The organism is Cytobacillus sp. FSL M8-0252, assembly GCF_038007345.1.
GTDB lineage: Bacteria > Bacillota > Bacilli > Bacillales > Cytobacillaceae > Cytobacillus > Cytobacillus kochii.
In genome coordinates, this window is sequence record NZ_JBBOWZ010000001.1 from 2,253,318 (window position 1) to 2,273,509 (window position 20,192).

The following is a 20,192-nucleotide window of genomic DNA, read 5'->3' on the forward strand; positions in this document are numbered from 1 at the left end:
ATGAAATTATTAATTTTGGGAGGGAAGGGCATGGCAGGTCACATGCTTGCCTCCTATTTTCATGCGTATTCAACCTTTGACGTCTACACAACTTCAAGAGGACATTCAGAAAGTGATCATCAACTATATTTAGATGTGACCCGTACAACAGATGTCGAAGCGGTTATAGATAAAGTACAACCAGATATCGTTATAAATTGTGTTGGTATCTTAAACGAGCATGCGAGCGCTAATACAAAGCTTGCCTTTCAAGTGAATAGTCTGCTGCCACAAGCGTTGGCAGGTATTATGGAAAAAAGGGGCGGTCGTCTCATCCATATTAGTACTGACTGTGTGTTTTTAGGCGATAAGGGTGGATATACTGAAGAAGACATAACAGATGGTACATCTATTTATGCGCAATCGAAACAATTAGGTGAAGTATCTTCACCTCCCCATTTAACTGTAAGAACATCAATTATAGGTCCGGAGTTAAAGCAGGACGGTATTGGCCTATTCTTATGGTTTATGGAACAAACAGGTACCATAAAAGGTTTCAGTAATGTGTATTGGAATGGCGTAACAACTTTAGAATTAGCGAAAGCGATTCATCAAATGATCCAGGAGGATATACAAGGACTGTATCATTTAGGTATGCCTCAAGCTGTTTCAAAATATGAGCTCTTATCTTTAATAAAAGAAGTATTTCACAAAGATGATATATCGATTATCTCTGATGATGTAGAAAAGTTAGATCGTACAGTGCAAACGGTAAGGAAAGATTTTTCCTATCTATTCCCAACATATAAAGAAATGCTTATTGAGCTTAAAGCAGAGATGGAAAGAATGAAGGAAAGAGAATAATTGTCATCAACTATAAGGAAAAACTGCACCTCTGATGGTTAGACGCATGACCTAACAATTGGAGGTGCAGTTCTTTCTTAAATTATTCGCATTTAGATTTTTAGCGAATCAAACCGGATTGATCGTTTTTTTAATTCAATTATTCATCTGTTTTTTCTGTATCGCCTGATGATAGAGGGGGAGTACTAGTTTAATGGCGTTAGCTAACGACCAGTGACTAGTAGCAAACTCAAATGCTTTCGTACCTATACTTCTTCTGACCATATCCTCATGTAGTAAGAAAGCCATTTTTTCGGCTAGTTTCTTTGAGTCTCCTATCGGTGTAAGAAATCCTGTTACGCCATCTTCAATCATTTCAGGTATGCCTCCTACATCACTAGCGATAATAGCTAATCCTGATAGTTGTGCTTCGATAATTGATAAAGGCTGGTTTTCTGAGAGTGTTGGTAAAATGAATAGATCAGCTTGTTGTAATAGAGAGGGGACATCATTTCTTTCTCCTAAAAAGAGAATTTGATTTCTTAAATGATAATCATTCGTTAGTTTTTGTAGATGCTGTTTTTCTTCGCCATCACCAATGATCCAACAAACCCAGTCATTATTTTGTTCTTTCAAATATGACAACGCGGTGATCAAATACTGTACACCTTTTGCTTTAATGAGTCTACCTGTATATATGAATAGTTTCTGTCTTTTTTTTCTTTTTCTAATATGGTTTGCAGGTTTTGCAGCTCGTAATAAGAAATCATCAATATCAAACCCATAGTGAAGGACAGTTAGTTGATGACTCTCGATGTGAATATCATTACATAAAATATTTTTCATCCATTCATTAGCTACAATAGTGGTATAACCTGCCATTCCACCGATGTATTCTAAATTCTTAAAATACGATAAATTCTCCAGTTTTGATGAAGGGTCTTGGAAAAACTGTTCTTTTATTTCTTTTGTCAGGGATCCATGTATAGTTGTAATGAGAGCAGGGTGTTTGAGTTTTAAGTGATCAATTGCCCGGGCTGCAATAACGTCTTGTGCATGTATGATATGATATGCTTCCAAATCCAATTGAGCAGCTGCCTTCTCATATTCCTTGCTTTGATAAGCGGTATATTTAACAATTAATTCATCAGGCGGAAGTTCTGTATGAGGAAACGTTGTAATCGGAATACTAATATCTTTATTAATAATAATGACATGACGGTTTTGTGTATTAAACCCCATTAGATCTACCTCATGACCTTGTGCCTCAAGCCCTTTTCTTAACTGAATCATATAATTCCACACTCCCCCTAAGTGAGGAATCGCCCAATACGTAGCTAATAGAATCTTCATAAAAAAGCTCCTTTACATTAAGTTAGCTTTTGTTTTTCATAAATTGATAGGTTTGTAGTAAGCCCTCGTCGATAGAATGGTTTGGTATCCAATTGAGTTTCTGTTTGATTTTTTCTCGGGAAAGGCAGCTATCTTTTATATCTCCTTGGCGACTTGTAACATATTGTTTCTTTATCGGCTTGGAATGAATATGCGAGAGTTTTTCAATGATTTGATTAACTGAAGTCTTTAAACCTGTGCTCACATGAAAGGTATCATTTGAGACTTGTTTACTAGCAGACACATTTGCCAGAACGATATCGTCAACAAATATAAAATCTCGCGTTTGTTCACCATTACCATGGATATTAAGTGATTCTCCGGATAAAATCTTTTGAAGGAAAACAGCAATAACACCACCTTCTCCTTTTGGTGTTTGTCTAGGACCATACACATTGCCATAGCGTAATATCGTATAGGGTAATTGATATAAATGGTGGTAGAGGCGGATATAATTTTCTGCTGCATATTTTGACATACCGTAGTAGGAGATTGGTTGAGTGGAATCTGTTTCGTGAATAATATCCTCTGATGATTCTCCGTAAACAGCTGAGGTAGAGGAGAATATAAATTGTTTTACTTTTGCTTGTACACTAGCTTCTAGTAGATTGATTGTACCAACGATATTAATATCTGCATCTGCAGTTGGATATTTGATAGATTTTGTTACATCTGCTTGAGCAGCAAGATGGAAAACAAGATCGGGTTTTATGTTAGAAAAATGTTGCTTTATTTTGTCACTTCTTATATCACAATCAAGAACGATTGACTCAGGGTGGATATTTTTATTTGTGCTAGATGAGAAGTTATCAATCACATATACTTTAGCTCCTTCTTTTACAAAATAGTCTACTAAATGTGAACCAATAAATCCTGCTCCTCCACTAATAACAATATTCATGCTTCTTCCTCCCTATGTTTGCTTTGTCTTCAAGGCTTTTTCGTAAACGGCAATAACACAATCAATGGCTGGGGCTAAACGCCAGTAATCATGTGCGAAATGTTTGGCACGCATACCGAGATTATTCAAGAATGCTGGCTCTTGTAAGAGATAAGCAATCGTTTCATAAAGGGGGTAGGCGTTTTTTGGAGGTACTAGCATGCCTGTCATTCCATGTTGAATCATCTCGGGGACACCACCGACTTGACTAGCGATAATGGCTTTCCCAGAAATTTGTGCTTCAATAACTGATAAAGGCTGGTTCTCAATTAACGTTGGTAAAATAAGCATATCTGACTGTTGCAGTAAGGCAGGGACATCGTCTCGTTGCCCTAGAAAGACAATATCTTTCTCTAATCGTGCTTCTTTAACAAGTTTTTTCAATTCGTTCTCTTCAGGACCGTTCCCTACCAGCCAACATACCCAATCACGTCTTTTTTTCTTAAGCATTGAAAGTGCTTCAATAAGAAACCTCACTCCCTTGAATGGTGTGAACCTCCCTGTGAAAATAATCACTTTTTTATTCCGTGGTTTTTTTATATTGGTTGTTTCCTTAGCGCTAGCAGTAAAAGCTTCAATATCATAGCCATAGTGTAAAATGTTTAATTGCTGACTCGATACACCGAATTGGGAGATCAACTTTTCATACATCCATTGGTTTGCCACAATCGTACAATCGCTTGCTTCGGCTCCTTGTTTTTCAAGTTGACAGAAATATTGAACACCTTCGATGGAGCGATTTTCTATTTGCCCATGATAATGGGCATCAATAATTTCTTGAGCTACACATCCATGCATTGTAGTAACTGATGCAGTGTGAGGGTGTTTTAATCGATTGACTGCGATAGAAGAGAAAATATCTTGGGCATGTATGACATTATATTCGCTAAGGTCAATTTGTTTGAAACAATTTATATATATGTCTAATAAGGAAGAATAAGAGCCAATAATTGGATCATTACTCTCAGCCATAGGTGGTTGTCCAGCGGGTGTAGGGATAAAAATATTACGATTAATGACCGCAAGTGCTTTATGACCTTGAGTAAAGCCAATGATATCTACTGTATGACCAAGTAGTTCATATCTATTCTTTAGTTGGTTCATATATTTCCATACGCCACCAACATGCGGAATTTGCCAAAAGGTTGCAAATAAAATCCTCATATGTTCCTCTCCTTTTTGATTGTCCACATACTATGTATATGCAGTGCGCTATAATCGGTTATAGACGGGTATACCTGCTAAATATCATAAATAGAATAGCTCTGTTCAAATTAAAACGCGGACAAAACATGTTAAAAACATATATTGTCCGTGTTTTGCGTCATTCAAGAATTAATCAGAATAGGCAGGTGCATAAAATGTTTCTGGTCCTGTTCGTGTTGGAAATAACACTACCCCGCCTCCTACATTGATTGTTGCGCGATAAATTGGAAAAGTCGTTGAATCAATTGGGTTGTAATCAGCACCATTGAAAGATAATACAGTAGTTGAAGCTACTCCGAGACCTGCAACTGCTAATGATTGTGTGGCTGAATAAATGAGGCTTGGGGTACCGTTCACCACACGATATACGTTGACGACAATCGGTGTTAACACTGTAGCTAATGAAGTGAAGGCGGCACTGATAGAAAATGTTACACGTGGATTAGCACCAGCACCTGCTAAATTCAAGCCTAATGTACCGAATAATGCTGGTGTAGCTGTTACAGGTATACTAATCTGACCATTAGCTGTTGAGTTTTGTGAACTTTGTGAATCTAAAAATGTTCCCATAATGTTCACCTCCTTTGCTTGTCAGTTAGTAATACATTATGTGAATGAAGTGTAAGGTGCTTGGACAAGTTTCACCATTTTTTTAACGAATTGAGCCCGAAACAAATAGACAAACTCTTCATATGCTATTTAGTAAGTTGTTCGAATTGGAGAGTGAGAGGGGCAATATGGGTAAAGGGAAAACAATCCTTATTACTGGTGCTGGTGGGTTTACGGGTCGGCATGCATGTGATTTCTTTCATAAACAAGGTTATCAAGTATATGCATTAATGAGGAATCAACCAATATTATCATTACCATATAATATAATTATTTGTGATTTATTATCGCTTGAACAAATTGAAGAAGCAGTAAATGTCAGTAAGCCTGATTATATTTTACATTTAGCTGGGAGATGTAGCGTTTCTGATTCATGGGAACATCCAGTAGATGTATTAAGTGTTAATACGATGGCAACAGCCAAATTAATAGACGAAGCTAGAAAGCATGTGAAACACTGTCGCATTCTTATACCGGGTTCTGCCTTAGAGTTTGAACCCAATCAAATAGACACACTGAAAAACCCTTATAGTCTTAGCAAAACGATACAAGTCATACTGGCAAAGTCCTGGATTCAGCTCTTTGAAAGCCAAGTCATCTTAGCTAAACCTACGAATTTAATTGGGCCAGGAAATTCGACGGGGATTTGTGCCATTTTAGGTCAACGAATTGCAGAAATAGAAACAAAGCATTCTTATAATAAGGAAGAAGCGGTAGAGATTTCTGTCAATGCTAAAAGAGATTTTCTCGATGTAAGAGATGCAATAAAAGCTTACGAATTGTTGTTAAGAAAAGGAAAAGTTGGAGAAGTGTACGAGATTTGTTCTGAAACATCTTACACACTCCTTGAAGTGATGGCTATTTACAAATCTCTTACAAATGAAAATATTCATATCGAAGAAGTGGAAGAGTTACGACCATCTTATGTAGCATCAATGAGTGCACAAAGATTAAGAGAATTAGGTTGGGTGAGAGACTACACGTTAAAAGAATCTTTAAATGATGTGTTAACTCACTTTAGGAATAAGATAAAGAAGGATGTGTAAATATGGAGCCACTAGTTTCGGTCGTTATTCCTTTTTATAATTGCCAATATGTCGATCAAGCAATTGAAAGTGTATTACAACAAACGTATCAAAATATTGAATTAATTGTTGTCGATGATGGTTCAACTGAATACGTACATTTAGTGCAAGCGTATAAAGATAAACTAACCTATCTTTCTCAAAGAAATAAAGGGACAGCAGCTGCGTTAAATACGGGAATAAAAGCTGCTAAAGGTAAATATATTGCCTGGTTAAGTGCCGATGATTTATTTGAACATGATAAGATTGAAAAACAAGTAGATTTTATGGAAGATCGTCTAGTGGATATGAGTTTTACAAACTATGATATCATCAATGAAAATAATGAAGTTTTGATGAAAAACTTAACGATTAATTTTCTATCTACCGGTCATATTTATGAAACATTTTTATACTACAATCCTGTAAACGGGTGCACAGTTATGATAAAAAAAGATGTATTTAATGAAGTGGGCTATTTTAATCCTCAATATAAATATACCCAAGACTATGATATGTGGTTAAGAGTGGTCCTTGCCAAAACTTCAATAGCATTTATTAATGAAAGTCTAACAAAATATCGCTCTCATAGTAATTCAACATCAGCTAAAAATCAGCCGGCAATGAAACTGGAAATACGTAAACTCGAAGCTATTTATCGTAAAAAATTAAGGAAACACTTAAAAAAGTGGATATGAAATGATACTAGTTTTTATGAATAGTGACCTAGATGAATACATGCCAAATGAACACTCCGAAAATGGAGTGTTTTCTTTTTTGCATAAAACTTTGTGCGTTCTAATTGTTCAACTGATAGAGATGCTAAAAAAATGATTGCCGATTAGGTAAACTAAAAAAGACGAATACATCAATGGAAGTTAAGATTCCAAGTTATACCAATCGAGTAAAAACAGAATTGAGCAGTGTAGTGTACTGCTCAATTCATTTCCTAATGTATGATTTATTACAATCTACTTGTTTCAATTCCTTAAAGAGGCTACTGAATAAATAAAATAGTTAAATGAGTAGTTGCAACGTATACCTTATAAGATGACATGACGTTTCAATTAGAAAAAAACAGCATAGTAAGAGATTTGCTATGAGAATTTTTTAGTTGTTTTTCCGTCATAGAACATATTTCAGTTACTTACTGGTAATGTACTTGTCATCATTTTCTTGAAATTCTGAGCATAAAGCGAGGGGGCAAAGTTCGTTTTTACATGGGATACTGCGTTATTAATAATTGTCTGTCTGAGCGTCTGGTTTTGAATTAGCTCTATTCCTTCTTTAACAGCTTCTTTTGGGTTGCCAATATCATAGTATTTACCGGTAACATTATGAGTGACAGCTGTTCTTATACCGCTAGAATCAGTTGTGAGTATTGGGCATCTACAGCTCATCGCTTCTAATGCTGTTAAGGGGGCACCTTCTATTTTGGAGGTCGAACAAAGAAATCCACCAGAATCACTAATCATGGAAAAGTAGTCAGCCATTTTCTCATTAGGAATATTCGGTAATAAATTGATGTTTTTTTCTAAATGGTACTTTTTCAACGTCTTTAAAAAATTTTCTCTATCTTTAGGGAAAGATAATGTTGGATCTTCAAAAAGGTAGACTTGTAGCTGATTACGTAGTTTCCTTTTTAGTAGAAAACAAATGTTCAAAAATTCCTGCCAGTTTTTATTATCCTCGATCCGACCAACCCAACCAATAATTGGTTGGACAAAACTTTTGCCAGTCGCTTTATAGTTAAAGTGACTGCAGTCAAAGCAATTATTAAATTCATACTTAGGAACATTTGGGAACATCTCACTTAATAATGTGGAAATATGGGGAGTTCTTGGATTAAGAAAACCATCAATATCTTTCTCTGCTAATGTTTTACCGATAGAAAAGCCATATCTTGTTTGTTGTATCGACCCATAACCTTGGATTTCAACAAAGATTTTACCTTTGTACCCACTTTTTTTGATAGCTGGCACCATTTTAAAATCGGAAGTAATAACAATGGCGTCATATTGATGTTTCTTTATAAGGTTAATAATTTCTTCTTCATCACTTTTAATAAATACAGGATTATAGTGTTCATTTATATAATTTCTACGGTTTTCATAATATAGAAAATGACAAGTGATTCCTACCTCCTTTAAAGCAATACTTCTTTGTCGATTTAAGGTTTCAACTCCTCCACTTGGTACATAGAATATAAATAATACTTTCAAGATGTACTCCTCCTATCACATTTATCCTCTAATATTATAAATATGCTTAAGTCTCACATGTGGTTTGGACAATACGTCTAGAAAGAAAGAACGGAGTGCATTTAATTTATGGATAAAGTTTCAGTAGTCATCCCTTTTTATAATTGCCGGTATATTGATGAGGCAATTGAAAGTCTGCTTGCACAGACACATGGAAATATCGAAATTATTGTCATCGATGATGGGTCCACATTACATCTAGATAAACTTGAACCATATAAAAAACAGGTTACTTATGTAAGGAAGGAAAATGGAGGCACAGCTACAGCTCTCAATGCTGGAATTCAAATCGCAACAGGTAAATATTTTTGTTGGCTTAGCGCCGATGATAGCTATAAGCCAACAAAAATAGAAAAACAAGTAAAGTATATGGAAACATATGGCGTAAGAGCTTGTTATACCGGCTGTGAGACAATTGGGAAGAGTGATTCACAGATAGATGCTTATTTTAATCAAACCTATTCATTGAGAAGCCACTTTTTAAAAGCTTTATTAAATATAAGTTTTATTCACGGTTGTACAGTTATGCTGCGTATGGATTTATTACGCGAAGTTGGTCCATTTGATGTTAGTTACCGATATACACATGATTATGAGATGTGGCTGCGGGTTGGCCTAAGTGAGGAATTTCACTATCTTACTGAAAAGTTAGTGAATTATCGTGTGCATGAAGAAATGGGGACAGTGCATCATCAAAGAGAAATAAAGCAAGAGGTTCTCTTCATAAAGAGACAGTATCGAAATCATGTATTTAAAAAAATCTCAGAGTTAAGAAAGGGTGGGGATTAGGAAGAAAATATACCTGCCGTCAAACAATATGTTATGGCAGGTATGGTTATATCAATTACACTCAGGATTGATCCTTTAACCAACTAGTTCTGACAGTAAATAATAATAAAGTAAGTCGTAAGTTTGGCGCATACTCTTTTCATGCGTGCGCTCAAAAGCGTGGGAGGAATCGATTCCTGGTCCGATTAATCCGTGAATAATATCAAATCCAGCTCTAATAGCGGCAGATGCATCGGAACCGTAGTATGGATAAATATCCACTTTATAACCGATTTGATGTTCTTCTGCGAGAGAGACTAAATGTTTACGCAATTGATAATGATAAGGCCCACTAGAATCCTTCGCACATATAGAAACCGTATATTCATCAGTTGCCTGTCCATCACCAATCGCTCCCATATCCACAGCTAAATATTCTACTGTTTCGTCAGTGATATTTGAATTGCCTCCATAACCAATTTCTTCATTATTTGAAATGAGGAAATGAGTTGTATAAGGTAATTCAATACGAGCAGTAGCGATATCTTTCATTAACTGCAGTAAAATAGCTACACTTGCTTTATCATCTAAATGTCTAGATTTGATAAATCCAGCGTTGGTTATTTCCACTCGTGGATCAAATGAAACAAAATCTCCTACGGCAATTCCTAGTTTTTTAACGTCTTCAATGGAGTGTATTTCTTCATCTAAACGTACTTCCATATTATTTATATTTCTTTCCGCTGTACCGGCATCTTTATATACGTGAACAGAGGTCTGATGCATGAGAATCGTCCCAGTATATTTTTTTCCATCTGACGTTTCTATTTGACAGTACTCACCTTCAATAGAGTTATAACGAAACCCACCGATTAGATCAATTTTTAATCTGCCACTCGGCTTAATTTCCTTTACAATGGCTCCTAATGTATCCACATGTGCAGTTAACATCCTATGTTGGGAATCGTCTTTGCCAGTAATTGTTGCGATAAGAGCACCTTTGCGATTTTTTCTTGTTTGTACGCCAAGTTCATGCAAATATTCCTCAACGAATGAAATTACTTCATATGTATTCCCTGATGGACTAGGGATGGAAACTAAATCTTTTAATAATTGCAGTGTTTCTTTCGTTTGAAAGTTAGTCAAATTTTGTGTGCCTCCTATATGTTTAATTGTCTATTATTATACGCCTTTTTTGTGTGTCTGAACATGCCAGGCTGCTTATTGTTTAAGTGATTGAGATTCTCTTTTTTTAAGCTCTTGTATGGCAAGTATTTTTAGTGAAAGAATTTCTTCATCACTAAAATGCTTATTAACGGTGTCCATTAATTCTTCCTTATCTTTCTCCGTTAACCCTTGTTTTAGTTTTGTAGAAAGATCCTTGATGTCTTGATTGCTGAAGGTTTGTGTTACTTTGGTCATGGCTTCTGATCTCGTTTTGATCGGTAAGTCCGTTTTACTTAAGTTCATTGTTGCAATCTCGTCTTTTTCATTGATATATGACTGGATTGTAGGGTCGTTTAATAATTTTTGCATGTCTTCTTCTTGCAGCGTGTCAGCCAGTTTTGAAGCTGCTTGATAAGTGACTCCCTCTAGCACCGCAAAACAAATAAGTATAGCGGTGAAAACCGTTGTTAAACTCATGAAAGAAATAAATATGATTTTCTTTCTAGACATGGAGAGCTTGCACCTCCTTTTTTTCTTTTAGCATATTTTAACATTAATTGAGGATGTTCACGTACAAATTAGTTAAATCTTTTGTGATTTTCGCAATGTTAAAATCTTTTAATAATGCTTGACGAATTTCTTTCATTTCTACAAGTTTTTTTTCATGAGTCATCAATTGGAAGATGTCATTTTTGATATTCCGTTGATGAATAGGTTGATCTGCATGATGATCAGCAAAATGACCATATTTCATTTTTTCCCAGTTTTCTTTTGTCACAATTCCACTATAACCTTTTGCTCCTGCTGTTATAACAGGAACTTCGCAGCATATCGCTTCCATTGCTGTTCTTCCGGTTCCTACAACCGCATTAACGGAATAGTAAAAGGGGCGTAAATCTTGTTGTGAGCCTAATAAATGAACGTACGGTGTTGCTCTTTTCCGATTCATCGCTTTAATCATATTATGAATTTGTTTCGTTCTAAAACCTTCCCCAGCAACAAGTGCATATAGGTTTGGTTGTCTCAATTCTTCAATGGCTTTTAACAGACGCATGCAAATATCTGCTTTATCAAATTCGAGCCGGCTGGCATAAAAGACAACAAATCCTGTTTCTGGGATATGAAGGTTTTTTCTTACAGTTAGATCAGATTGATAAAAATAATCATTTCCATCAATGCCATTGGGAATGAAGGTAGATGACAGATTATATTGATGAACCAATTGCTCTTGAACGAATTGGCTAACAGTAATGATTTGGTTACATTTTGGAAGTATTTTTAATAACTCTTCTTTTCGGTTATAGAGGCCATGAAGGGTGTAGACATAGGGGATGTTATGTTTTTGTGCCATATGAAGTAATAAAATACCTGAATATACTTGATGACAATGAATGAGATCAATTTGATGGTTATGAATGATTTCTTCTATTTTTGCTTGTAATTCTTTAGATTTTTTGTCAAAGGTGGTCGGAATATTAACTTCATAGACAGGAATGTTCTCATGCTTAAAATTGTCCCCTAATACGCCGGGTCTCCCGATGACAATAATCGTATAACCCATGGCTTTTAATGCTTTACTAATTGTAAATATATAAGTTACTGTTCCGTTTGCTCCTAAGTGATCAGCTACCATTAATATGGATTTCATCGAACTCACTTCCAATCATGTTTTTTTACATTATATGTGGATTGTTTATGGAATTGTTAGAAAAAAGGCGTTTGTACTGGGAAACTCGTCCATTCAGTTTGAGGAAAACGACATAAGATAGTTAGTGATTAAGGAGTGAAGGGAGGGTATTACAATATGTTATGTACTGACTCTAAGAAGAAAAATCGTTACCAAGGTGGTAAGGAAAAAGAATGGTTAGAGGGTTGTGAAAAACCATCTCATAACAATGACTGTGGTGATGACTTCTGTAATTTTGAAGGACTAAGAAATGAATTAAAACGCTTAGTCGGCACTTTTGTAGAAATTGAAACAACAGGTGGTCCAGTAGAAGGTGTATTAGCAGCAGTGAGAAAAGACTATGTTGTTGTTACTGATGGTACTTCAACTTTCTTTGTTCCATTTAGAAATATTCAATCAGTTATTAATTTAGGATAAGGAGGGTTTATATTGTCTAGAGGGTTTTCTGGATTAGCACCAACTATTGCAGAAGAGCTAGAAGGTTACATCGGACGTACAATCACTGTAGTAAGTAACTTTTCTTCTCAAACAGGCGTCCTTTTACGCGTAGATGAAGGTTCACTTGTGTTAGCACGTGTCGTATCTGGTTATTATTCAAATGAAACGGACGAGATTATTATCCCGTTATGTAATGTGAGTTATGTAGAGTTACCAGTAGTTTAATGATGACTTAAAGCCTTCGAAGGTCTTTACCTTTGAAGGCTTTCTCATTTTTATTTGTGTAGCAGAACGATATTAAAAAAGCTGCATTTTGAAACTTTATTATTTTTGTCTTCGTCTTCAATAGGAGCAAGCTTATATCATATTACATTTTTATTTATAAAAGAACGTGAAAGAGGTTTTATCATGGAAGAAAGTAACAATAAATATATTTCATTTCATACGATTTTTCTCATTGCATTAAGTAGTTTTGTTATGAAGCTCTTGATTACATATAACACACAGTTTGGAATGGATATTGAGCTGGGAACGCAAATGATTATATTAGCTACACATATTTTAAGTTCTGTTAGCTTATTTTTTATCTTGTATATATTTAATAAACGTAAACAAATGATTTATTTACTGATCATGGATCTTCTTTTAACCATTCTTCTTTATGCAAATGTTGTATACTATCGATTCTTCAATGATTTCATTACACTACCAGTCTTAATGCAAACAAGAACAAATGGGGGGCAATTAAGTAATAGTGCCTTAGCTCTCATGCAGCCAATAGATATTCTCTTTTTTATAGATTTAATCGTGTTGGTCGTCCTTTTGACCGTATTTAAAGTTAAGGTTGTTGGAAATCGAAGCATGAAAATGGCATTGATAGGCCTTTTCATAGGAGTAATGATGGTTATAGGAAATGTCATTTTAGCAGAAAATGATCGACCGGGGTTATTTCAGCGCTCATTTGATCGCGCCTATTTAGTCAAGTATTTAGGGGTATACAATTTCACACTTTTTGACATTTATCAAAATATACATGCGACGAGTGAAAGAGCAATGGCTGATAGCGAAGATTAAAAAAGAAATTCAAGATCGCTATGTTTCGCCCTCTAAGGACTATTTTCAATTGGCGCAAAATCGCAATGTGATAGTAGTCTCAATGGAATCATTACAAGATTTTGTAATCAATATGAAAATAGAAGGGAAGGAAGTCACACCTTTTCTCAATTCTTTAGTAGAAAATGAGGAGACGTTTTATTTCGATCAAATCTATAATCAAACGGGTCAAGGTAAAACATCGGATGCTGAGTTCATTCTTGATAATTCTTTATATGGCATGCCGCAAGGGTCGGCCTATGTAAATAAAACGCAAAATACCTTTCAATCTACACCAGGAATATTAAAGGAATATGGTTATACATCTGCTTCCTTTCATGGGAATTATAAAACATTTTGGAATCGGAATGAAATGTATCGTTCTCAAGGCTATGACCGTTTCTATGATGCATCATATTATGATATGAATGAGAGAAATACGAAGAATTATGGATTGAAAGATAAACCTTTTTTTGAAGAGTCGATGCCAATATTAGAGGAATTACCTGAACCTTTTTACGCAAAATTTATTACATTATCCAATCATTTTCCTTTTGAAATGGACGAATGGGATACAAATTTCCCACAAGCTAATACAAATGATAAGGTTGTTAATCAGTATTTCCAATCGGCAAATTACCTAGATTCCGCATTATCTAAGTTTTTCACAGATTTGAAAAAGAGTGGTCTATATGACCGTTCTATTATTGTCCTTTATGGTGATCACTACGGAATTTCAGAGAATCATAATGAAGCGATGGCAGAGATTATCGGCAAAGAAATTACACCAATCGAAAGTCTAAAACTACAACAAGTCCCCGTTTTTATTCATATCCCTGGAGTGAAAACAGGAGATTATCCTCAACCTATCGGCGGACAATTAGATATTAGGCCTACACTTCTACATTTATTAGGAGTTGAAACCAATCATTATTTAGGTTTAGGAACAGTTTTATTAGCCAAAGGTCATATCGAACTTACACCATTGCGAAATGGTGACTTTGTTTCGAATGATATAAGTATGATTAATCGCCGTTTTTATGATAGTAAAAGCGGGAAAATGATACCGTATGAGGAGGAATTTGATCAACTGACACAAGCTGCAAGAGAAAAACTTGATCTTTCAGATGAAATATTAACAAAAGATTTATTAAGGTTTTATCATCCAGCTGGGTTTACCCCTATCAATCGTGAGGACTATCACTATGTTCAAGAAGGTGAAGTGGAAAGTTAAAGTATTGAATGTGGACTTCGGGTTAAAATATAGCAAACAACTTATAATCAATGTTATACTTCATACATTAAGAAATTGATTAAGGGGGATAAAAGATGAGCGAATGCAAATTAGATCACACAATGACTGATGTAAAAAATAAGTATATAGATCAGCAATCGTATTTGCCTAAGGATTTGCATGCAAAGTTCGACCTTTTTTTCCAAGAAGAACATAGCCAAGAAATCCTAAACGATGTATTTCACTTATTAAAGAAATACGATTTAGCTGATGAAGAGGAGCAAGAAACGAGAAATAATCGTCTTCATTTGGTCTTAAGAAATGTTTGATGATAAAGCGAGAGGACTTTTGTTCTTTCGCTTTTCATTTGTTGTTGGGCAGATGCGTGTAAAATGAAAAAACTCTTAGTGGTGATATTGATTTAAAGCATTTCAATGTCGCACTCATAGAATTAGCCCAAGCTGAGAGCTTCACAAAAAATAAAGAAATCAGGTCTCCACAAGGCTATATTATCTCCTTCAGAGAAGAGTCCAAAACGATGAGTTGTCAATAGGAAAGGCAAATGCCCTCTTCTTTCTCAAGCGAAAGAGGGTATAATCTCCTGTCTTTTAAACTTGCACAAAGGTATTTTAGACTTGCGGATTTTTATTTGTTCTTAGTTTATCGTACTTTTGAACGTTATTACAAAAAAATTGTATGCATTAAAAAAATATTTTAATTATAGTTTATGTGTGTTATGATGATTAGGATTTGAAATACAACCATTTTGAAAACGGTTTCATTCGAAGAGTATAGGATGTGACAAAGATGAAAAAGAAGGATCAACATATATTTGACTTTGCTATTAGAACGGCTGATATGCTTGTGAAAATGTTTGGCCCTCATTGTGAAGTAGGTGTTCATGATTTCTCAGATTTTAAGAAATCGCTTATACATCTTGCCGGTAATGTAACTGGTCGTTCAATTGGTGCTCCAATTACGGATTTAGTTTTGAACGAATTAGCAAAGGGTAACCATGAAGCAGAGGATCTTGCCAACTATAAAACGCAGACACCAAAAGGAAATGTAATGAAATCATCGACCGTTTTCTTACGTGATGAACATAATAAAATTATTGGCGCGCTATGTATGAACTATGACATAAGCTTGATGATGCAATTTGGTGGTGTCCTTGAAACGTTAACAAACTTTAATGAAGAAGATACAAAGGATGAAACTTTCTTTACATCCGTACAGGATATTGTTCACGAAATGGTGGAACAAGTCCTTCAACCGTATAAAAAAGCACCTGCAAGTATGACGATTGATGAAAAAATTGAGGCAGTGAAAAAGTTAGAGGAAAAAGGGACCTTCTTAATTAAAGGAGCCAATGAATATGTTGCTTCTATTTTAGGAGTTTCTAAGTTTACTATTTATAATTATTTACAAAAAATAAAAGTGATGAATGAGAATGAGAACGAAAACACGCATGAGTATGTTTAAGATAAAGAGTCAGTTAATGATAAAGGAGCATAATATATGAAATATAGATCAGCATTTGATATTATCGGCCCAGTTATGATCGGACCTTCTAGCTCACATACAGCTGGGGCTGCTCGGATTGGAAGGGTAGCTCGGACCTTATTTGGCAGGCAGCCAACGAAGGCGGAAATATATCTTTATGGTTCATTTGCGAAAACGTATAAGGGACATGGAACAGATGTGGCAATTGTAGGGGGAATTCTTGATTACGATACGTTTGATGAACGCATCCCTGGATCGCTTCAATTAGCCGAGCAACTGGGAATGGAAATCGTGTTTTCTGTAGAAGAAGCAGTTGTTGATCATCCAAATACTGTGCGCATTAAATTGTTTGATGATGATAAAGAAATGGAACTCGTTGGTATTTCCATTGGTGGAGGCTCTATTGAAATAATTGAATTAAATTCATTTGCGCTCAAACTTACAGGTGAACATCCTGCTATCTTAGTGGTCCATAATGACCAATTTGGTGTAATTTCAAAAGTTACTTACCTTTTAGCACAACATGAAATAAACATCGGTCATATGGAAGTGTCAAGAAAAGAAAAAGGGAAAATGGCATTAATGGTCATTGAAGTAGACCAAAATATTGATCAAAACTTAATGGACGAAATTGCTCAGTTACCACATATCACTCAAGTCATCAAGATGGTGGATTAATGACAGCATGTAGGAGGGATGTATATGTTATTTAAAAACGCGGCAGAATTAGTAGAATTAGCAGAAAGAGAGCAAATCAAAATTGCAGAAGTGATGATTCGCCAAGAAGTTAAAGTATCTGGGCGCACACGTGAAGATATTATTGCCCAAATGGATCGTAATCTTACCGTTATGGAACAAGCAGTAGAGAGAGGTTTAAATGGTGTAACTTCTGTTTCTGGGTTAACAGGAGGAGACGCGGTTCTATTACAAAAATATATAAAAAGTGGAAAAGCACTTTCTGGTCATACACTGCTAGATGCTGTTAGCAAAGCTGTTGCTACAAATGAAGTAAATGCAGCAATGGGAACTATTTGTGCCACACCAACAGCGGGTTCCGCAGGCGTTGTACCTGGAACGCTGTTTGCCGTTAAGGATGTACTTAATCCAACAAGAGAGGAAATGATTGAATTCTTATTTACATCCGCAGCTTTTGGCTTTATTGTTGCCAATAATGCATCCATTTCCGGAGCAGCTGGTGGCTGCCAAGCAGAGGTGGGGTCAGCGAGTGGGATGGCAGCTGCAGCTATTACAGAAATGGCAGGCGGTTCACCTTCTCAAGCAGCACATGCGATGGCGATTACTTTAAAAAATATGCTCGGTTTAGTATGTGATCCTGTAGCTGGATTGGTAGAAGTCCCTTGTGTGAAAAGAAACGCAATGGGTGCTTCAAATGCGATGACAGCAGCAGACATGGCATTAGCAGGGATCACAAGTAGAATTCCATGTGATGAAGTGATTGATGCCATGTACCGAATTGGTCAAACGATGCCTTCTGCGTTAAGAGAAACGGCTGAAGGTGGGTTAGCGGCCACACCAACAGGTAGAAGATTAGAAAAAGAGATTTTTGGGAACAAAGCTAAAGCAGTTAAATAATATGATAGAGCACTTTAAATAAACATTCTTGTCTCGTGTCTATACGATTCAAGAGTGTTTATTTTTTTGTTTGTTTAGCAGCAGTATGGCTAATAAGGAATGAGATGTGGGAGAAAGAAGTAGAGCAAAGATCGCTAGGTACTCTTTTTATCAAAATCAAATGAAAAAGTCTTAGGAGTGCTTATCATTCAATACGATATTCGTACCCATGTTCCTCTTTTGCACAGATTACAATGAAGTACAGGCATAGATAGCATAAGAGAAGACCACTACAAAAGTGGTCTAATGTAAAATGGGTCACAAAGGTGGTTGATGCCGGTGTATTTTGTCTATTATCCTCGTTCCCAAAACCTTTGTTTACCTACATTTTGTATATAAGTTTTAAAAGGGCCGTTTGTGATTGTTACTCCAGGTTTATTAATAATTCCAACTTCTTGGATTAAGTACATGCCACTTCGAGAAGAGCCAATCGGTTTATAATGATTAAATTGTTCAATTATATAGCTCTTTGCTTTTTGATTAAAGTGAGGTGTAGCTCCTCTTCCAGATACGACAAATAGGCTGTCATAAACCAGGGGAGAACCTGTTAAAAAGGAATCGTCGACTTGAAGCGTACTACCATCAGTTCCATTCAATGTTTCCTGTGTTTCACTAATAATGAACGGGCGAGTTTTTGCAGCGAGCAGCTGTTGTAATAATGGACGTACAATAGCTGCATCATATTGGTCAGCTACGATGATTCCCACCTTTAACGTAGCTGGAGAAAAAGTGGTGTTTGCCATACTAAGTGCTTTAGAGGACGCAGTTTCCGATGATTCTTTCACATTTGGTGGCTCAACACCAATTTTATGTGCCACGGATGTGGCAAGATCGTGGCTAATATGACCAATGAGGTTGACTACATTTTGTCTGACCATTTTACTTTTTACTTTACCTAATTCAAAGCTAAAAGCTAAGAAAATATGATTCCTTTCAACATCACTCATACTATTCCAAAATAACCTCGCCTGAGAAAAGTGGTCTGTAAAACTTGGAGCAGTTTTTCGAACTTTCATGCCTTCAACTTGAGAAGGATATGTGAGGAATCCTCCTCTTGCTGGGGGTACTTCATAAGGTGTATTGTTTTGCAAGGAATTATTGTGATAAGCGACTTTATCCTTATCGATAATATATCTGGCTGCTCCATCTCGTTGGTTGTTATGAAATGGACAAACAGGACGATTAATAGGAATTTGCTGAAAATTTGTTCCTACACGATATATTTGTGTATCTGAATAGGAAAAAATACGCGTTTGTAGTAGGGGGTCATTAGAGAAGTCAATGCCACGAACAATACTACCAGGGTGAAGAGCAACTTGTTCTGTTTCGGCAAATACATTATCTACATTTCGATTCAATGTCATTTTACCTATTTTCCGTACGGGAACAAGCTCTTCTGGCCATAATTTAGTCGCATCTAGAATATCAAAGCCGAAATTAAATTCGTCTTCTTCATTTATGACTTGTATGCCTAATTCATACTCAGCAAAGTGACCTTCTTCGATATTTTCCCATAAATCTCTGCGGTGAAAATCGGCATCAGCTCCGCCAAGTTTTTGTGCTTCATCCCAAATTAACGAGTGCAGGCCGAGTACAGGCTTCCAATGAAATTTAACAAATCTCGCTTCGTTATTTTTATTAACCAGTCTAAATGTATGGACGCCGAAGCCCTCCATCGTTCTAAAGCTACGGGGAATTGTCCGGTCAGACATAATCCACATCATCATTGCTGCAGATTCTTCATTGCTAGAAATGAAGTCCCAAAAAGTGTCGTGAGCTGTTTGACCTTGTGGAATTTCATTATGCGGTTCAGGTTTTACTGCATGAATGAGATCTGGAAATTTAATACCGTCTTGAATAAAGAAGATGGGAATATTATTCCCTACCAGGTCAAAATTACCTTCTTCTGTATAAAATTTTGTTGCAAATCCCCGTACATCTCGGTTCGTTTCATTTACCCCTCTAGAGCCCGCCACCTGAGAAAAACGGACGAATACTGGTGTTTCTAAACTAGGATCTTGAAGAAAATGAGCCATTGTTATATCTTCTAACGATTCATATACACGAAAAACCCCATGGGCAGCAAATCCCCTCGCGTGAACTACTCTCTCAGGAATACGCTCTCTATCAAAATGAGCCATTTTATCCTGAAATATAAAATCCTCCATCAAGGTGGGACCGCGTTCACCAGCTGTTAGAGTATTTTCGTCATTCGCAATTTTTACCCCTTCATTAGTTGTTAACGGTTGATTTTTATTTTCACGAATGAATGCTTCTAATTGTTTCGTTTTTTTATTTTCTGGCTTTTTGCCTTCTCGCTCCACTACAGTCACCTCCATTATCAAAGGTATGATGACGGTAAAAAAGTATGTATAAA

The 20,192-nt window shown here is 35.9% G+C and carries 19 protein-coding genes and 1 pseudogene; 11 read left to right on the plus strand and 9 right to left on the minus strand.

Translation table 11 applies throughout. From position 1 onward, the window contains the following. A complete protein-coding gene (locus tag MKX83_RS11535) occupies positions 1-843 on the plus strand; it encodes a dTDP-4-dehydrorhamnose reductase family protein (protein WP_095373399.1) in 843 nt (280 codons plus the stop codon). A 135-nt stretch (positions 844-978) separates the two neighbouring features. Here MKX83_RS11535 and MKX83_RS11540 read toward each other — a convergent pair whose 3' ends face one another. The 4 genes from MKX83_RS11540 to MKX83_RS11555 form a co-directional block, all read right to left on the minus strand. Beyond that, on the minus strand, positions 979-2,175 hold the full coding sequence (locus MKX83_RS11540) for a glycosyltransferase family 4 protein (protein WP_341055414.1): 1,197 nt from the start codon (positions 2,173-2,175) through the stop codon (positions 979-981). 22 nt (positions 2,176-2,197) lie between these two features. Next, the gene (locus tag MKX83_RS11545) at positions 2,198-3,115 is read right to left on the minus strand and encodes an NAD-dependent epimerase/dehydratase family protein (protein WP_095373397.1); all 918 of its coding nucleotides are present in this window, start codon (positions 3,113-3,115) and stop codon (positions 2,198-2,200) included. 12 nt (positions 3,116-3,127) lie between these two features. Beyond that, on the minus strand, positions 3,128-4,318 hold the full coding sequence (locus tag MKX83_RS11550) for a glycosyltransferase family 4 protein (RefSeq protein ID WP_095373396.1): 1,191 nt from the start codon (positions 4,316-4,318) through the stop codon (positions 3,128-3,130). A gap of 171 nt (positions 4,319-4,489) precedes the next feature. Continuing rightward, a complete protein-coding gene (locus MKX83_RS11555) occupies positions 4,490-4,930 on the minus strand; it encodes a hypothetical protein (protein ID WP_341055418.1) in 441 nt (146 codons plus the stop codon). Between the two features lie 167 nt (positions 4,931-5,097). Between MKX83_RS11555 and MKX83_RS11560 the strand changes: the two genes are divergently transcribed. Together MKX83_RS11560 and MKX83_RS11565 are read left to right on the plus strand one after the other, a co-directional pair. Then, positions 5,098-6,015, plus strand: a complete 918-nt coding sequence (locus tag MKX83_RS11560) for an NAD-dependent epimerase/dehydratase family protein (RefSeq protein ID WP_341055421.1) — start codon at positions 5,098-5,100, stop codon at positions 6,013-6,015. 2 nt (positions 6,016-6,017) lie between these two features. Beyond that, a complete protein-coding gene (locus tag MKX83_RS11565; RefSeq protein ID WP_341055425.1) occupies positions 6,018-6,731 on the plus strand; it encodes a glycosyltransferase in 714 nt (237 codons plus the stop codon). A gap of 441 nt (positions 6,732-7,172) precedes the next feature. Here the strand turns inward: MKX83_RS11565 and MKX83_RS11570 are convergent, their stop codons facing one another. Next, the gene (locus tag MKX83_RS11570; protein WP_341055428.1) at positions 7,173-8,255 is read right to left on the minus strand and encodes a glycosyltransferase family 4 protein; all 1,083 of its coding nucleotides are present in this window, start codon (positions 8,253-8,255) and stop codon (positions 7,173-7,175) included. Between the two features lie 108 nt (positions 8,256-8,363). On the opposite strand from MKX83_RS11570, the gene MKX83_RS11575 reads away from it, so the two are divergent. Then, positions 8,364-9,083, plus strand: a complete 720-nt coding sequence (locus tag MKX83_RS11575) for a glycosyltransferase family 2 protein (RefSeq protein ID WP_341055431.1) — start codon at positions 8,364-8,366, stop codon at positions 9,081-9,083. A gap of 75 nt (positions 9,084-9,158) precedes the next feature. On the opposite strand, the gene MKX83_RS11580 is transcribed toward MKX83_RS11575, so the two are convergent. The 3 genes from MKX83_RS11580 to MKX83_RS11590 all read right to left on the minus strand — a co-directional run bounded on the left by MKX83_RS11580 (position 9,159) and on the right by MKX83_RS11590 (position 11,877). Then, positions 9,159-10,181 (minus strand): M42 family metallopeptidase, encoded by a 1,023-nt coding sequence (locus tag MKX83_RS11580; RefSeq protein WP_445293183.1) that lies wholly within the window; start codon positions 10,179-10,181, stop codon positions 9,159-9,161. Between the two features lie 102 nt (positions 10,182-10,283). Then, positions 10,284-10,739: a hypothetical protein gene (locus tag MKX83_RS11585; RefSeq protein ID WP_341055438.1), complete on the minus strand. Its 456-nt coding sequence runs from the start codon at positions 10,737-10,739 to the stop codon at positions 10,284-10,286. A 43-nt stretch (positions 10,740-10,782) separates the two neighbouring features. Then, positions 10,783-11,877, minus strand: a complete 1,095-nt coding sequence (locus tag MKX83_RS11590) for a glycosyltransferase (RefSeq protein ID WP_341055440.1) — start codon at positions 11,875-11,877, stop codon at positions 10,783-10,785. 156 nt (positions 11,878-12,033) lie between these two features. On the opposite strand from MKX83_RS11590, the gene MKX83_RS11595 reads away from it, so the two are divergent. The 7 genes and pseudogenes from MKX83_RS11595 (at position 12,034) to sdaAA (ending at position 17,776) form a co-directional block, all read left to right on the plus strand. Then, positions 12,034-12,333: a DUF2642 domain-containing protein gene (locus MKX83_RS11595; RefSeq protein ID WP_281202457.1), complete on the plus strand. Its 300-nt coding sequence runs from the start codon at positions 12,034-12,036 to the stop codon at positions 12,331-12,333. A gap of 12 nt (positions 12,334-12,345) precedes the next feature. Next, on the plus strand, positions 12,346-12,579 hold the full coding sequence (locus tag MKX83_RS11600) for a hypothetical protein (protein ID WP_224936353.1): 234 nt from the start codon (positions 12,346-12,348) through the stop codon (positions 12,577-12,579). Between the two features lie 183 nt (positions 12,580-12,762). Beyond that, a pseudogene (locus MKX83_RS11605) lies at positions 12,763-14,680 on the plus strand (LTA synthase family protein). A gap of 95 nt (positions 14,681-14,775) precedes the next feature. Further along, a complete protein-coding gene (locus MKX83_RS11610) occupies positions 14,776-15,009 on the plus strand; it encodes a group-specific protein (protein WP_224936355.1) in 234 nt (77 codons plus the stop codon). A gap of 478 nt (positions 15,010-15,487) precedes the next feature. After that, the gene (locus tag MKX83_RS11615) at positions 15,488-16,162 is read left to right on the plus strand and encodes a helix-turn-helix transcriptional regulator (protein ID WP_289433634.1); all 675 of its coding nucleotides are present in this window, start codon (positions 15,488-15,490) and stop codon (positions 16,160-16,162) included. A 36-nt stretch (positions 16,163-16,198) separates the two neighbouring features. After that, the gene (gene sdaAB, locus MKX83_RS11620; RefSeq protein WP_224936357.1) at positions 16,199-16,861 is read left to right on the plus strand and encodes an L-serine ammonia-lyase, iron-sulfur-dependent subunit beta; all 663 of its coding nucleotides are present in this window, start codon (positions 16,199-16,201) and stop codon (positions 16,859-16,861) included. Between the two features lie 24 nt (positions 16,862-16,885). Further along, positions 16,886-17,776: an L-serine ammonia-lyase, iron-sulfur-dependent, subunit alpha gene (sdaAA, locus tag MKX83_RS11625; RefSeq protein ID WP_224936358.1), complete on the plus strand. Its 891-nt coding sequence runs from the start codon at positions 16,886-16,888 to the stop codon at positions 17,774-17,776. A gap of 332 nt (positions 17,777-18,108) precedes the next feature. Here sdaAA and MKX83_RS11630 read toward each other — a convergent pair whose 3' ends face one another. Next, positions 18,109-20,139 (minus strand): catalase, encoded by a 2,031-nt coding sequence (locus MKX83_RS11630; RefSeq protein ID WP_341055454.1) that lies wholly within the window; start codon positions 20,137-20,139, stop codon positions 18,109-18,111. Positions 20,140-20,192: the final 53 nt, after the last annotated feature.